Below are 14265 nucleotides of genomic sequence, written 5' to 3' on the forward strand. Positions count from 1 at the left end.
AAACGCTCTTTCGCGACGGCGCTCATCAAAAAGAGCACGTGGCAAGCCGTAGGGGTACATTGCCTTACTCCCAATATTGTAACTTATCCCGGCGTAAGGCGTAGAAATATGAAGGCTCATCTACGTCCAATAGTTGGAGCGGCAAGTATGGAGGCAATCGTGCTGACAGCATATTCTGATGACAGTTTAGATCGCGAAAGCGCAGGTCATGAGAAAGCAACCAGCAGACAGCAGTCAAGATTCGGTTCTTAATCGAACGAGCTATTCGGAATCTATTAATGTCCTTGGTGTCCGTATTTCGGCAGTTAATCTCAAAAGTGCCACAGGATTTATTCAAAAAGCGATCGAAGACGGCAGGAAGGAATATGTGTGCGTTCGCGACGCACACGGCGTCGTCCGATGTCAAGATGATCCCGAGCTCCGGTCGATACATAACCGTGCGTTCCTCGTGACACCCGACGGCATGCCGTTGGTATGGGCATTGAAACGTGCTGGTCATGCCGAAAGCGACAGGGTCTATGGACCGGATCTCATGTTATCCGTTTTCGATGCCGGCAGTTCCAGGGGCTTGCGCCACTTCCTTTATGGCGCAACGGCCGAAACGCTCGAACAACTGCAGGCGCGACTTCTCGCAAAATTTCCGCAAGCACGGATCGTCGGCTCCTATGCGCCACCTTTTCGCAACCTGTCGACGCGAGAGGAAACGGAGATTGCTGACCAGCTCAATCGATCGGGCGCCGATATCATCTGGGTCGGGCTGAGCAGTCCCAAGCAGGAACTCTGGATGGCGCGCATGCGCGATCGTCTGGAAGCATCGATGCTCATCGGTGTCGGAGCCGCATTCGATTTCCACGCCGGCCTCAAGCGGCAGGCTCCAAGGATCATTCAAAGAAGCGGCTTCGAATGGGCGTTTCGTCTTTTATGCGAGCCGCGACGGCTGTGGCGGCGCTATGCGGTCGTCGTGCCGACCTTCATCTCTCTGACGGCAATACAGAGACTGGGGCTTCGGAAGTTTCCGATCGAAGACGCGGTTTTTGGATCAAGCGCGCCAAAAGCAGCAGCTGCAAAGGTGTAAAGCCATCATGTCCTTATTTGCGTCGCCAGCAATGACACCGAGGCCGCCGAAGGCAGCCACATCAAATGACATGACGTCGCGGGCGATTGCGGCAGGTTCCGTGCCGCCCATAGCAGCTAAGACCGCCGATCCCTTTGAGCGGGCAGGGCTGAATATGCCCGCCGCACTACGGCGTCGGCTTCCTCGGCTTGCAACCTCGTCCTTCCTGGTCGCCGGCGACATTGCAAGCTATTTGGTTGCCTATTTTGTTGTCCTGTCCTTTTTCCCCAGCGGTTTGGAGGGCACGCTGGCGGAGCGCACGTTCACGGTCGCAGCACTCGCCGCGATTATTCTTTACGCATCGGCCGGCCTCTATCCTGGATATCGGTTGCATGACCACGAACATCTGCGGCGGCGCACTGTCGCTGCCGTCAAGGTGGCTGTCCTGGCGGCGTTTGCAGCAATTATCCTGCCGGAGGGGGAACGACTGCTGCTTGCCGTCATTGGGTTCCTCGCTCTCGGGCTCATTGTTCAGCCATTTGGGCATTGGCTTGCACGAGGCCTGTGCTGGAAACTTGGAACCTGGGGGGAGCGCGCGGTTGTCATCGGGGGGGGCAACCTTACTCCCGCTCTCGTGGCCCATTTCAAGAACCACTGGCAGTATGGCATCAGGCCGGAGGCCATTTCCTCCGATAGTTTGGAGGCATTGCCCGACGGCGGGCCATCCATTGCCGTGATTATGGGCACCACAGGCGCGCTTGCCGATTTGGCGGCGATGCGTCGGAAGTTCGCCGAAGTCATTTTGCTGTCCGACACGCCGAGCCTCAAGGTAAGCGGATTGCGACCTGCGGATGTCGGCGGAGAGATCGGTATTCGCCTTATCAACAGTGGGAGTTCAGTCGACTCGGACCTGGTTCGCCGAATCCTCGACCTCGCAATCGCCATCCCTGCATCGATCGTCGTCGCCCCATTCATCGCGTTTGCAGCGGCTGCAATCTATGCCATCGATCCAGGCCCTGTCTTCTTCCGGCACACCAGGGAGGGGCGGTCCGGCAAGCCGGTGCACGTCCTGAAATTGAGGACGATGTATCAGGATGCAGAGCAGCGCCTTGAAGCAGTCTTCCGAGATGATCCTAACATGCGCGCCGAGTGGTTGAGCCACTTCAAGCTCAAGGACGATCCGCGCGTCCTTCCGGTTATAGGGCATATGCTGCGCTCTTCGAGCATCGATGAGCTGCCGCAATTGGCAAACATCATTGCGGGGCAGATGGCCATCGTCGGACCGCGTCCGTTTCCAGAATATCACCTCTCAGCGATGGATAGCGAATTTCGTGACAAGCGGCGTTCGGTAACACCGGGGCTGACGGGCCTCTGGCAGATATCCGAACGAAGCAATGCGGATATCGAACTGCAGCAGCAACTTGACGAGTTCTACATCGACAACCGTTCCCTGTGGCTCGACTGCCAAATTCTTCTCAGCACAATCCCTGCGGTGTTCAAGCGCAGGGGAGCCTACTGACCATCCTTGCTTCCGCGAGGCAACCATCAACAACGGAGCATACCAATGCACGGACAAAAGCGAATTATGGTAACCGGCGGCACCGGGTTTCTGGGATCATTCCTGTGCGAAAGGCTTTTGCGAGAGGGCAATGACGTCCTCTGCGTGGACAATTACTACACGGGTTCGCGCGACAATGTGCTGCATCTTCTCGACGATCCTCGCTTCGAGGTGCTCCGCCATGACATTACCTTCCCGCTCTATGTGGAGGTCGACGAGATCTACAACCTCGCTTGTCCGGCATCTCCGGTCCACTATCAGCACGACCCCGTGCAGACCGTGAAGACAAATGTGCACGGGGCCATCAATATGCTCGGCTTGGCAAAACGCACCAAGGCGAAGATCTTCCAGGCATCCACAAGCGAAGTTTATGGCGATCCGGCAGTCCACCCTCAACCCGAGGAGTATCGAGGCAGCGTCAGTCCCATAGGACCGCGGGCATGCTATGACGAAGGCAAGCGGTGCGCCGAGACGCTGTTCTTCGACTATCATCGTCAATATGGCGTGGAAATCCGGGTGGCGCGGATTTTCAATACCTACGGTCCGCGCATGCAGACCAATGACGGCCGTGTCGTCTCCAATTTCATCGTTCAGGCGCTTCGAAACGAGCCGATCACCATCTTTGGCAACGGCAGGCAAACACGATCGTTCTGCTATGTAGACGACCTGATCGACGGCTTTATCCGTCTGATGGGCGCGCCCGCTGGGGTCACAGGCCCCATCAATCTCGGCAACCCCGGAGAATTCCAGGTCCGTGAATTGGCAGAAATGGTGATCGAAATGACCGGATCGAAGTCCGGCATCGTCTTCAAGGATCTGCCAGTTGACGATCCGACACAGCGCAAGCCCGATATCAGCCGCGCAACGCAACAACTGGGCTGGCAGCCGAAGGTGAACCTTCGTGAGGGGCTTGAGAGAACGATCGCTTATTTCGAGTGGAAGCTTTCCGGCGGCGTAAGGAACAGGCTTAGCGCCAAGTCCTCGCAAGAGGCTTATCCGCATCTGGCGTCTGCGAACGTCGAATTCACTGCTCCTGAAGCCATTCGATAGGGACATGAATAACAACGTTAATGATCGAAAACCGCGGCTCGTTTTTTTTCAATGGGACCATCAGCCCAATGCGAATGCGGCCGGTTACCTGCTGCTGCACATGCAGCAGCAGGTCAAATGCCTCACAACACATTTCGATGTCGTCGTCATTAACCGCGACTGCGATTATGCAGAGATATGCGACAGGTACGAACCGGATCTGACGCTGTTTGAAAGCGGTTATCGGTCGCACGGCTCGCGTCGGATAAAGATCACCAACACCAATACCCATATCGCCGTTCCCAAGCTTGGCCTTCATAACGCCGACGCCTGGTGCGATCGACGCGCGGGCTTCCTTTCCGATATGGAGCAGTGGGGTATCGAGGCGTATTTCGCGATCGCAACGATGACTCCGGAATATATGCCGGCGGTGAAGGAGAATCTGTTCGTCTGGCCAAATTTCATCGATCCCGAAGTCTACCACGACTATGGCCAGCAAAAGGTCATCCCGGCCATGCTCACAGGTCAGGCCTACGGCCTTTATCCCTGGCGACAGACGGTCTTTCCGATGATCCGCGACCGTTACCCCTGCCTGGTCTCGCCGCAACACGCCTATGAGAGCAAGCTAGCTTCCCAGCTCCTGTCTGGAGAGGCTTATGCGCGTGCGCTCAACGCGAGCCTCGTCGTCCCCACATGCGGCACTATGGGCGGCGAGGTGGTACGCAAGCACTTTGAGATTCCCGGGGCAAAGGCGTGTCTTGTGACGGAACGCACGGCAGCAGTGGAGGCGGCCGGCTTTGTCGACATGGAGAACTGTGTCTTTGTTGACGACCACAACGTCGTCGAGCGACTAGATTACCTTTTTGCCCATCCCGACGAAATACGGCGTATCACGACAGCCGGTTACAGTCTGATCCATTCGTGTCATACACTGAGCCACAGGCCGCAAATATATCAGTGGTTCATGCTGAACAAGGGCCTGCAGTTCGGCGAAAAGATCATCCAGTCCGGCCCCTTCGGCGATCTTACAAAGGTCCAGCGGATCTCTAAGCAGGAGAGCGACCATATCGTGGGGGAAGCGAGCGATCGCGCTTTGCTGAAGCAGGGCGACCTGCTTCTCGAGCAGGGCAGGGTGGAGGAAGCCAAGCAGTGCTACGCCCGTTGCCTGGACTATGTATCCTACCTGCCCGAAGCTAGATTCCGTCTTGCCATCTGTGCATTGAAGGAGGGTGACGCCGAGCGCGCCTATGACCTACTGGTGGATCTGCTCAAGGTGACCATGACCGAATATGGGGCACTCAACCCGGATCCGGTCGAGTGGGCGTACTTCCTTCTCGCTTTGATCTGCAGGGGCCAGTTTGAGCGGGCGCGGAGGCTGCAAGATTTCTATCCATCTCTATCCCACGACGAATTCAGGCGCGCGCGCCTCGTCATCGCGCAACTCGGTGGCTCAGGCGATGGAGTCGTGTCGGGACGGTATGGCAGCGATCGAAAAAGCATTCATCAGATTCCCGATCGGAGCGATTCCGAGTGGCTTGCATGGTTCTCCGATATTCTTGAGCGGTGTCAGCAGCCAGATCTTGCAAATGTTCTTCGTCACGCTCCCGTCGGCGGAAGCAGCGCCGGCGAGAAAGTAACATTTCTACACTTCAAGCGTGATGCTGGTTGGCGTCTGCGACTATATTCAGGCGTCGATGGCCTGATGGTCAGACTGCGCCTGAATGGCCTGCGGCCGAATGTACCGCCGCTGCCTGAGTTCGGATATTTCTGGCATCTTGCGCGGGGGCTGGTCCCCCGTTCGCAGAGAGGCCCGTTGCGCAGGATCCGAACGGCGCTTTCCAGGCTTCCTATGGGCATCGGCAATTAGCCGTGGGAAAATCGCACATGCAGACCGCCTCACCTGGAGAGGCGTGCATGACAAACTTCCCGGGTGAGGCTGAAGATGCAATCGCGGACTCGGTGGCGTATTTGGCGCGCAGCCACCGAGGATGTTTAGCGCGAGAATGCGCTCGTGATGCGATGCAAGATCTGATCGGCCGACCGCATCAGCACAGGCTGCTTGCCGCAGAACTGCCCGAAAGAAAAAGATCGTTGAGCTTGAATACGACTTCCGTTCGGTTCGTCGCTTTGACCTTTTTCATAATATTGCGAACATGCACCTTTACGGTGCTTTCTCGCAGGTTGAGTTCATAAGCGATAATTTTGTTTGCCTTTCCGCGTCGGAGCGCCTCCACGACTTCGACCTGACGATCCGTGAATATGCCGGCTAGTGGGCGTGCGGTCGAATTGCTCGAGTCCAGCAAGTGACGCATGGCGAACAGGGCGCTTGCAGGCACAAAAATTCCTCCTGCCACTGACAGCGCGATCAGCTCCATACAGACACTGACGCTGACTGAGGCGGGTATGAACCCTTTGGCTCCGTACTCAAGTGCCCTAACGATTTGACCGAAATCGTCGCTATCGGCCAATACGATGAGTGGCGTTGATGCGAATTCCGACGAAAGCTTCCGGATGTGCTCCGAAACCGTCGGTTCATCGATCTTTTTGCCGCCGACGTTCAAGAGGATTGCCGAAAGCGGAGGATATTCGTCGCGCTTCTGCTTCCACTCTTCAATTGATCCAAAAGCCAAAATCTGCAAATCCGCTTTTTGGGCAGCCATACATTGCGCCAAGCATTGACGATCGAGCTCACGATTATCGAGAATGACAAGAGAATGCGTGTGTCTTCCCGGCACGGCAGGTGTGTTCGAATTATTTTCTAGCCTGAGGGGGAGAGCTACGTTCTCCTGCCTGAGGTCGAAATTCGGTATAAGTGCTGAATTCACAGCTTTACCCTCCCCTAACACGTTACGCTCAACTACGGGCCCGAGTACCGAACCCCTCTCAATACGGGGGTTTAGGAAACTCTAAAGTAGGAATCGAATACCACAATTCGCGGAGCGTTACAGTAGCTAATATAGGCTAAGTAGCGTGCAACTTCCATTTTAAGTCGGAAATAGAAAGATAAATCTGAAGTAGTCTTGAGTGTTACTAGATGGGTTTCTGAATAAACTTCATCGTTACACCGCAGTTTGCGACGGACCACTAAATGCATGGAAACAATCGCAGTCTCCGGGGTAGGGCCGGCAACGGATGCGGTAGGTGAGCCCGCCACCAACGTTGGTCGATGTATGAACGTGGGCGTAAGTCATCATAAGTAGATACGTCTTTAGGTGAATAACCTTAAACGTTTTGTTTCTTTACTCAGATGCAGAAAACAATTCTCTTTGGCGTGTTGAAAAATATTAGTCCTGTCGGTGTGAAACCTTGGGTGCAATCAAGCGATTGTTGGTTTCAACTGAAAGTCTGGACCTGTTCAAGAGTTAGGGGTTTTGCAGGGATGATTGCATCAAACGTCAAGCTGGATGACGGCACCATTATCCACCATCCGGATCTTGTGAATCTTTATGGCTGTACAATCGGCGCGGGAACGCGCATCGGCACCTTCGTTGAGATTCAGAAAAACGTCCTAGTCGGAAAAAGCTGCAAGATCTCCAGCCATTCCTTCCTCTGTGAGGGCGTGACGCTGGAAGACGGCGTCTTCATAGGCCACGGGGTCATGTTTACGAATGACATATACCCGCGCGCCGTCAATCCGGATAGCAGCCTTCAAACGGAGGCCGACTGGATTGTCGTCCCGACCCTGGTCAAGCGCCATGCGTCGATCGGCAGCAACGCCACCATTCTGCCTGGCGTCACGATCGGAGAAGCTGCGCAGGTCGGCGCTGGAGCGGTTGTAACAAAGGATGTGCCCGATGGCGCCATTGTCGCTGGCGTTCCGGCCAGGATGATCGGTCGCGTTAATGACGGGCCAGTCGACATGCACGCGTTGGAGGGAATGTGATGATCGGCATCGCTGTTGTTGGATATGGATATTGGGGGCCGAATCTGGTTCGCAACATCTCGGAGGCAGCCGGAGCGCACCTCGTTTCTGTCTGTGATCTCAATGTTGACCGGTTGACGGCTGTCAAAAGCCGCTACCCCGCAGTGACGATCACCGATGATTTCGAGGAAGTGCTGCGTGATCCAAGAGTGGATGCCATCGCTATCGCGACGCCGGTCTTCACCCATTTCAAGCTCGCAATGCAGGCTATGATGGCCGGAAAGCATGTCTTCGTCGAAAAGCCGATGGCGTCGACGACGGAGGAAGCCTCGCGGATGGTCGAAGAGGCCACGCGCCGACGCCTCGTGCTGGCGGTGGATCATACCTTCGTCCACACCGGCGCCGTCCGCAAGATGCGCGAACTGGTCGAGAACGGCTTGGGCGACATGTATTATTATGACTCGGTTCGGGTCAATTTGGGGCTCTTTCAGCATGATGTCAGCGTCATCTGGGACCTCGCGGTGCATGATCTCTCCATCCTGGACCATGTTGTGCAGGAAAGGCCGGTGGCTGTTTCAGCGACAGGCATGAGCCATGTACTCGGCGAGCCGGAAAACATCGCCTATCTGACGCTCTTTTTCGAAAGCAAGCTGATCGCACACATCCACGTCAATTGGCTGGCGCCGGTCAAGGTGCGCCGCACGCTGATCGGTGGCAGCAACAAGATGGTCGTCTACGACGATCTGGAGCCCAGCGAAAAAATCAAGGTCTACGACAAGGGCATCACGCTGAACCCCAATTCTCAGGCTTACGGCGAGAATGTGCATCAGATGATGGTCGGCTACCGCAGCGGCGACATGTGGGCGCCCAAGCTCGATATGACCGAAGCACTGAAACGCGAACTGGATCAGTTCGTCGAGTGCATCGAGCAGAATTCGCGACCCATTACGGACGGCCATGCCGGCCTGCGCGTCGTTCGCATTCTGGAAGCAGCAAGCCGGTCGTTAGCCCAGCGCGGTCGCATCATCGAGCTCGAAGAGGCAAGGCGCATCGCATGATCCCGTTCCTGGACATTAAGGCACAATATCAATCAATCAAGGGTGAGATCGACGCCGCCGTGCTCGGCGTCCTCGCCTCAGGGCAGTACGTATTGGGCGACGAGGTCGCGCATTTCGAGCAGGAATTCGCCGACTATTGCAACGTCAAGCATGCGATAGCCGTCAACACCGGAACGAGTGCCTTGCATCTTGCCCTCCTTGCGGCGGGCGTTGGCCCGGACGATGAGATCATTACCGTGCCATTCACGTTCGTCGCAACCGTGTCGGCGATCTGCTACACAGGCGCACGACCCGTGTTCGTCGATGTTGAGCCCGTGACACTCACGATGGATCCGGCTGAGGTCGAGGCAAAGATTACTCCTCGCACCAAGGCCATTGTTCCCGTCCATCTCTACGGTCAAATGGCCGATATGGACGCGATCAAGGCAATTGCCGAGCGCCACGGGATACCCGTCATCGAAGACGCCTGCCAGGCCCATGGCGCGCAATACAAAGGCCACCGCGCCGGCAGTATCGGCCTATCCGGCTGCTTCAGCTTCTATCCGGGCAAAAACCTCGGCGCCTGCGGCGAGGGGGGTATGGTCGTTACCGATGACGATGATCAGGCCAAGACGATGCGCATGCTGCGAGACTGGGGTCAGGAGCAGCGCTATCACCATCTGCTGAAAGGCTTTAACTATCGCATGGACGCCATTCAAGGCGCGATCCTGCGTGTCAAGCTCCGGCACCTTGAAGCCTGGACCGAGGCGCGTCGCACGCATGCGCGCCGCTACTCCTCGCTGCTTGCTGGATCGACGGTTTTGACGACCCCTGTCGAAGCAGCCGACCGGCGTCACGTCTATCATGTCTATGCCATAAGAAGCCGTGATCGCGATGGGCTTCAACGCCTGCTCAGCGCGGAAGGCATTCCGTGCGGGCTCCATTATCCCATCCCTGTTCATCTGCAGAAAGCCCATGCCGACCTTGGTTACCAGGCCGGGGATTTCCCGGTCTCGGAAGCCGCGGCACGGGAGGTCCTCTCGCTGCCGATCTATCCAGAGATGCCTGTACGACACGTTGACCAGGTGGTCGCCGCGCTGGAGTACGCCTATGTCAGTTAACCGCGCCGGCGAAGCTCGACTGGTGCAGGCGGTCCATGGTCGCCATGAAAGGCCGGCAGATCCTGGCTACCAAACTGGGTTGGTCGAAGAGCTCAGACAATCATACGGGCGCGCTGGCCTGATAGACCTCTATGGTCGTTTCGCCACAGGCGACGGGGTCGTCGACACACTGATGCGGAAAGCCATCTGGCAAGCGATCACGCGGAGCTGCGGCACCGGACTGCAGGTTGCGGGCGGCGCCGGTTTCAAACATCCGGAAACGTTTGAAATCGGCAATGGCGTGTTCATCGGCGCTCAGGCCTATATCCAGGGCCGCTTCGACGGCACTTGCGTGATCGGCGACAATGTCTGGATCGGCCCGATGGCCTATTTCGATGCACGCGACCTGATTATCGAGGATTGCGTCGGCTGGGGCCCTGGCGCCAAGGTGCTTGGGTCGACGCACACAGCACTGCCGGTGGATGTGCCGATCATTCGCACGGATCTCGAAATCAAACCGGTCCGCATCGGCGCATGGGCCGATATTGGAACGAACGCAACTATTCTTCCCGGCGTGAGCATCGGAAAAGGGGCGATCGTCGGAGCGGGCGCAGTCGTTGTTTCCGATGTCGAACCGTTTTCAGTCGTGGCGGGTGTGCCGGCGAAGTTCATACGCTGGCGCACGGAAGCCGATCCTGTGCTGGATATATCGCATGGAGGAAGATCGTGAGAAATCAACGGGTACTCATTACCGGCGGAGCCGGCCTGATCGGGTCGCATATCGCCGATCTCGTCGCATTGGAGAAGCCGCGGGAAATTATCATCCTCGACAACTTCGTGCGTGGACGCCGGGACAATCTCAGTACGGCAATAGGTGGCGGCTCCGTCAACATCATCGAGGGAGATATTCGTGACAGAGCGTTGTTGGCGAAAACCTTCGAGGGCGTGGACATCGTCTTTCACCAGGCGGCCATCCGCATCACGCAATGCGCCGAAGACCCACGGCTTGCCTTCGATGTACTGGCCGAAGGCACGTTCAATGTTCTCGAAGCTTCCGTAAAGGCAGGTGTGTCGAAGGTCGTCGCTGCCTCTTCTGCCTCTGTGCTGGGTTTGGCCGAGAGCTTTCCGACCACCGAAGCGCATCATCCCTATAATAACAGGACGATCTACGGGGCGGCCAAGACGTTTAACGAGGGGCTGCTTCGCAGCTTTGCGGAGATGTATGGCCTGCGCTATGTGGCGCTGCGCTATTTCAACGTATACGGGCCGCGAATGGACGTTTACGGCGCCTATACCGAAGTGCTGATCCGCTGGATGGAGCGTCTGGCGACCGGAATGCCACCCCTCATCTATGGAGACGGCAGCCAGACGATGGACTTCGTCGATGCACGTGACATCGCCCGGGCAAACCTGCTCGCTGCGAAGAGCGATGTCACGGATGAAGTGTTCAACGTCGCGAGCGGCAGGGAAATAAGCCTCCGGGAACTCGCGCAGATGCTAAGCAGCATCATGGGGGTCTCACTCGAACCGCAGCACAAAGAAGCCCGCGCGGTAAACGGCGTAACCCGTCGTCTTGCCGATATCAGCAAGGCCGAGAAACTCCTGGGCTTCAAAGCGGAAATATCGATGGAACAAGGGCTTCGCGACCTTGTCGCCTGGTGGAAGATGAAGACCGATGCGGCAGGAGGCCAAGCTGCATGAGCCCGTCGCTACCCGTAGTTCCAGTTGCCAAGCCCGTTCTCGGAGAGGAGGAGGCGGAGGCTGTCCGCCGCGTTATTCTATCAGGATGGGTGACGCAGGGGCCGGAAGTTGCCACTTTCGAGAGTGAATTCGCTGCCTTTGTCGGCGCTGCACATGCCTGCGCCGTTTCAAACTGCACGACGGCACTGCATCTCGCCTTGATGGCGGTAGGTATCGGTGCCGGTGATGAAGTCATTACGGTCAGTCATTCGTTCATCGCAACCGCGAACGCCATCAGATACTGCGATGGCGTGCCTGTCTTTATCGACATCGAGGCAGACGGTTACAATATCGACCCTAGCTTGATCGAAAGGGCAATCACGTCCCGGACCAAGGCAATCCTGTGCGTTCATCAGCTCGGCATGCCTTGCGATATTCGCCCTGTCGTTGAGATCGGGAAGCGCCTCTCGATACCGGTCATCGAGGATGCGGCGTGCGCAACGGGAAGCGAAATCCTTTGGGATGGAAATTGGGAAAAAATTGGCAGGTCGCATGGCGACATTGCCTGCTTCTCCTTCCACCCCCGTAAGGTCGTCACGACCGGTGATGGTGGCATGTTGACTACGGCCAATCCCGAGTATGACCGAAAATTTCGCCTCTGGCGCCAACATGGCATGAGCGTCACCGACGCCGTCCGTCACGGCTCGAGGCAGGTGATCTTTGAAGACTATGATGAACTAGGCTACAATTACCGCATGACCGACCTTCAGGCGGCGGTCGGACGGGTGCAACTGCGGCGGCTGCCGGAGCTGATTGCGCAGCGCCGGCAGCTTGCCGAGAAGTATATAGAGCGCCTGTCCACGATCCCTGGGCTAACGCTGCCAATCGAGCCCGACTGGGCTCGCAGCAACTGGCAGAGCTTTTGTGTGAGATTGCCTGATGCTATCGACCAAAGGGCGGTCATGCAAGCGATGCTCGATCAGGGGATATCCACCCGGCGCGGCGTGATGAACATCCATCTGGAGGGGGCCTATTCGGGCCAAAGTTCCCATCGTGCTGCCACAGGTCTGAAGCGAAGCGTGGCAGCGCAGCGGCAAACGATAATCCTGCCGCTTTATGCTCAGATGACGGATCTCGACATCGTCAGGGTTGCCGAAGCACTTCGAAGCTCATTGGCTGAGGCGGCCAGCATACCCGCCGCCGTACAGCACGATCGGGACATTGCTCTTGTATGATTTCCTGATTGCGTGATGCGATCTTCGTTGTGCCGCAGGGCCTGATGCGCATCGCCTCGATGCGCATTTCTTGTTAGGCAAATTTCGCGATCCATCCTCTGATCACTGCGGGCATCATCTCGGGCGGAAGAAGCTGGATCAGCATGCGCAGCGAGTAGATCCCCGTCAGAGCTACGGCCAAGGCGCCGATCCCGATCGCCGGCCATAACGGCAAGACCAAAAATGCCGAAAATACCAACACCGATGCAGGTAGGAAAAGCAGCACGTGCCTGCGGTTGGCTGCGGATCCGCGGAAGCCGGTAAGCCGCCGCACGATCATGTAAATGAGGATGCTATGCCAGACGTAGAGGCCGAAAAACGCCATGCCGGCTCCTGGGGTACCGAACTTCGATACGAAGTTCCATGCCAGGCCCACATGCACGAGCGTGGCCGCCACCTCCGTCCAGAAGAAAATGGCTTGGGCACGCTTCGCCAAGATGATGAAACCCATCGGCCAGGCGATGATCCTGAGCATCATGCCTAGGCAGATCCAGCGCAAGAGATCCACCGCCCCATGAAACTCCGAAGAATAGAACAGGCTCATCATGAGCGGCGCCAGCGTCAACGTGGCGAGCAGACCGGGGCCGGCAAGAAGGATGCTGATTTCCATCTGTTCATTGACCAGGCGGTTGCATTCGGCGTGATTGTCCGCAGTCGTGGTCAGGCGCGGATAGAAGTCCGTTCCCATCGCCTGCAAAATGAAGCCGGCATAGAGACCGCCCAACCCCCAGGCCGCCTGATACAATCCTGCGGCCATCACGCCCCCGTCCTTCAATACGATGATGCGGATGGCATAGGCCGCGCCGAAGGTCAGAAGTCCGCTCGCCATGAACACGGCGCCGAATCTCAGCAGAGGTGCCCACTCTTGACCAAATTGGCGAGCCGACATTCGCGGCGAGTGTGCTCCTATCCGTCTGCTGTACCACCAGGTGGAGAGTGTTGTGACGGCCGCAATCGCTACGACCGAGGGTGCGATCGCCTGCGCGCCGAACAGGTAAACCAGTGGGACGGTGATAACCGTGCCGAAAAAACCTATGAGCACATTGATGCGGGCAAGATTTGCGATGCCACGTAAGCCCTGGATCAACGCCGTCTGCCCGGACGACACTATCCGGAAAAATACAGCGAGCGAGAGCAGCGCGATGCCACCGGCGTGCTGGTGGTCGCCGAAGGTGAAATCCGAGACCGGAAATGCCAGCGCCGCAAGAAGGAGCGCGCCAAGCAGGCCGAGTATTATCGATATGCGTCTCAGCGCTTTCGCCGACTGTGCGATCCTCGCTTCGTCTCCGGTACCGGCGGCCTCGGCGACCTGGCGCACCCCGCTGCCGCCTAGTCCCAGACCAGCGGCCGTTTGCGCGATATCGACGATTGACTGGTAGAGGCCCATGAGCCCCACGCCTTCTGGCCCAAGCAGAACGGCCAGGGCCTTGTTACGAATGACGCTTAGAGCGACGTTCACGAGCGAGGAACCGCCCATCAGCATCGTCGACTTGAGGATCTGGGTATAAGTCTGCCCACTGGCTGGGATCATGCGCAAAGTCATCAACTATCCTTAGCCGCTATGCTGTGGGGCGGGATCTCCGGCGCGTCGCCGACATATTGCCCAACGCCGCTTCGGAGATACGCGGCACAGGTATTCCTGTTAGGGCAGGAAGCGAATTCAAGACCTGG

At 57.3% G+C, this 14265-nt stretch carries 12 protein-coding genes; 10 read left to right on the plus strand and 2 right to left on the minus strand.

Translation table 11 applies throughout. The annotated features are described in order from the left end of the window. Positions 1 to 208: 208 nt before the first annotated feature. Genes GFM02_RS26705 through GFM02_RS26720 form a run of 4 tightly spaced genes read left to right on the plus strand, consistent with a single transcriptional unit; the run spans position 209 to position 5508 of the window. Positions 209 to 1075 carry a WecB/TagA/CpsF family glycosyltransferase gene (locus GFM02_RS26705; RefSeq protein ID WP_168303532.1) on the plus strand — a complete coding sequence of 289 codons (867 nt, stop codon included), beginning with the start codon at positions 209 to 211 and terminating at the stop codon, positions 1073 to 1075. A gap of 7 nt (positions 1076 to 1082) precedes the next feature. Beyond that, positions 1083 to 2573 carry a sugar transferase gene (locus GFM02_RS26710; RefSeq protein WP_168323287.1) on the plus strand — a complete coding sequence of 497 codons (1491 nt, stop codon included), beginning with the start codon at positions 1083 to 1085 and terminating at the stop codon, positions 2571 to 2573. Between the two features lie 45 nt (positions 2574 to 2618). Next, a complete protein-coding gene (locus GFM02_RS26715) occupies positions 2619 to 3662 on the plus strand; it encodes a UDP-glucuronic acid decarboxylase family protein (RefSeq protein WP_168323288.1) in 1044 nt (347 codons plus the stop codon). Positions 3663 to 3666: 4 nt separating this feature from the next. Continuing rightward, positions 3667 to 5508: a glycosyltransferase family protein gene (locus GFM02_RS26720; RefSeq protein ID WP_168323289.1), complete on the plus strand. Its 1842-nt coding sequence runs from the start codon at positions 3667 to 3669 to the stop codon at positions 5506 to 5508. A 178-nt stretch (positions 5509 to 5686) separates the two neighbouring features. Here GFM02_RS26720 and GFM02_RS26725 read toward each other — a convergent pair whose 3' ends face one another. Further along, the gene (locus GFM02_RS26725) at positions 5687 to 6466 is read right to left on the minus strand and encodes a LuxR C-terminal-related transcriptional regulator (RefSeq protein ID WP_168323290.1); all 780 of its coding nucleotides are present in this window, start codon (positions 6464 to 6466) and stop codon (positions 5687 to 5689) included. Between the two features lie 554 nt (positions 6467 to 7020). On the opposite strand from GFM02_RS26725, the gene GFM02_RS26730 reads away from it, so the two are divergent. The 6 genes from GFM02_RS26730 to GFM02_RS26755 are packed head-to-tail and all read left to right on the plus strand — an operon-like array spanning position 7021 to position 12555. Next, the gene (locus tag GFM02_RS26730) at positions 7021 to 7524 is read left to right on the plus strand and encodes an acyltransferase (protein ID WP_003549405.1); all 504 of its coding nucleotides are present in this window, start codon (positions 7021 to 7023) and stop codon (positions 7522 to 7524) included. Continuing rightward, entirely contained in the window at positions 7524 to 8561 is a 1038-nt protein-coding gene (locus GFM02_RS26735) for a Gfo/Idh/MocA family protein (protein WP_168323291.1), read from the plus strand. The genes GFM02_RS26730 and GFM02_RS26735 overlap by 1 nt, the downstream gene beginning before the upstream one ends. Further along, positions 8558 to 9661 carry a DegT/DnrJ/EryC1/StrS family aminotransferase gene (locus tag GFM02_RS26740; protein WP_168303526.1) on the plus strand — a complete coding sequence of 368 codons (1104 nt, stop codon included), beginning with the start codon at positions 8558 to 8560 and terminating at the stop codon, positions 9659 to 9661. The genes GFM02_RS26735 and GFM02_RS26740 overlap by 4 nt, the downstream gene beginning before the upstream one ends. Then, positions 9651 to 10370 carry an acyltransferase gene (locus tag GFM02_RS26745; protein WP_168323292.1) on the plus strand — a complete coding sequence of 240 codons (720 nt, stop codon included), beginning with the start codon at positions 9651 to 9653 and terminating at the stop codon, positions 10368 to 10370. The genes GFM02_RS26740 and GFM02_RS26745 overlap by 11 nt, the downstream gene beginning before the upstream one ends. Next, positions 10367 to 11341 (plus strand): NAD-dependent epimerase/dehydratase family protein, encoded by a 975-nt coding sequence (locus tag GFM02_RS26750; RefSeq protein ID WP_168323293.1) that lies wholly within the window; start codon positions 10367 to 10369, stop codon positions 11339 to 11341. The genes GFM02_RS26745 and GFM02_RS26750 overlap by 4 nt, the downstream gene beginning before the upstream one ends. Next, the gene (locus tag GFM02_RS26755) at positions 11338 to 12555 is read left to right on the plus strand and encodes a DegT/DnrJ/EryC1/StrS family aminotransferase (RefSeq protein ID WP_168323294.1); all 1218 of its coding nucleotides are present in this window, start codon (positions 11338 to 11340) and stop codon (positions 12553 to 12555) included. The genes GFM02_RS26750 and GFM02_RS26755 overlap by 4 nt, the downstream gene beginning before the upstream one ends. 73 nt (positions 12556 to 12628) lie before the next feature. Here the strand turns inward: GFM02_RS26755 and GFM02_RS26760 are convergent, their stop codons facing one another. Beyond that, positions 12629 to 14137, minus strand: coding sequence for an O-antigen translocase (locus GFM02_RS26760; protein ID WP_168323295.1), 1509 nt, complete (start codon positions 14135 to 14137; stop codon positions 12629 to 12631). Positions 14138 to 14265: the final 128 nt, after the last annotated feature.

This window comes from Rhizobium leguminosarum bv. viciae, assembly GCF_012276115.1.
In the GTDB taxonomy this organism is placed as follows: Bacteria; Pseudomonadota; Alphaproteobacteria; order Rhizobiales; family Rhizobiaceae; genus Rhizobium; species Rhizobium leguminosarum_T.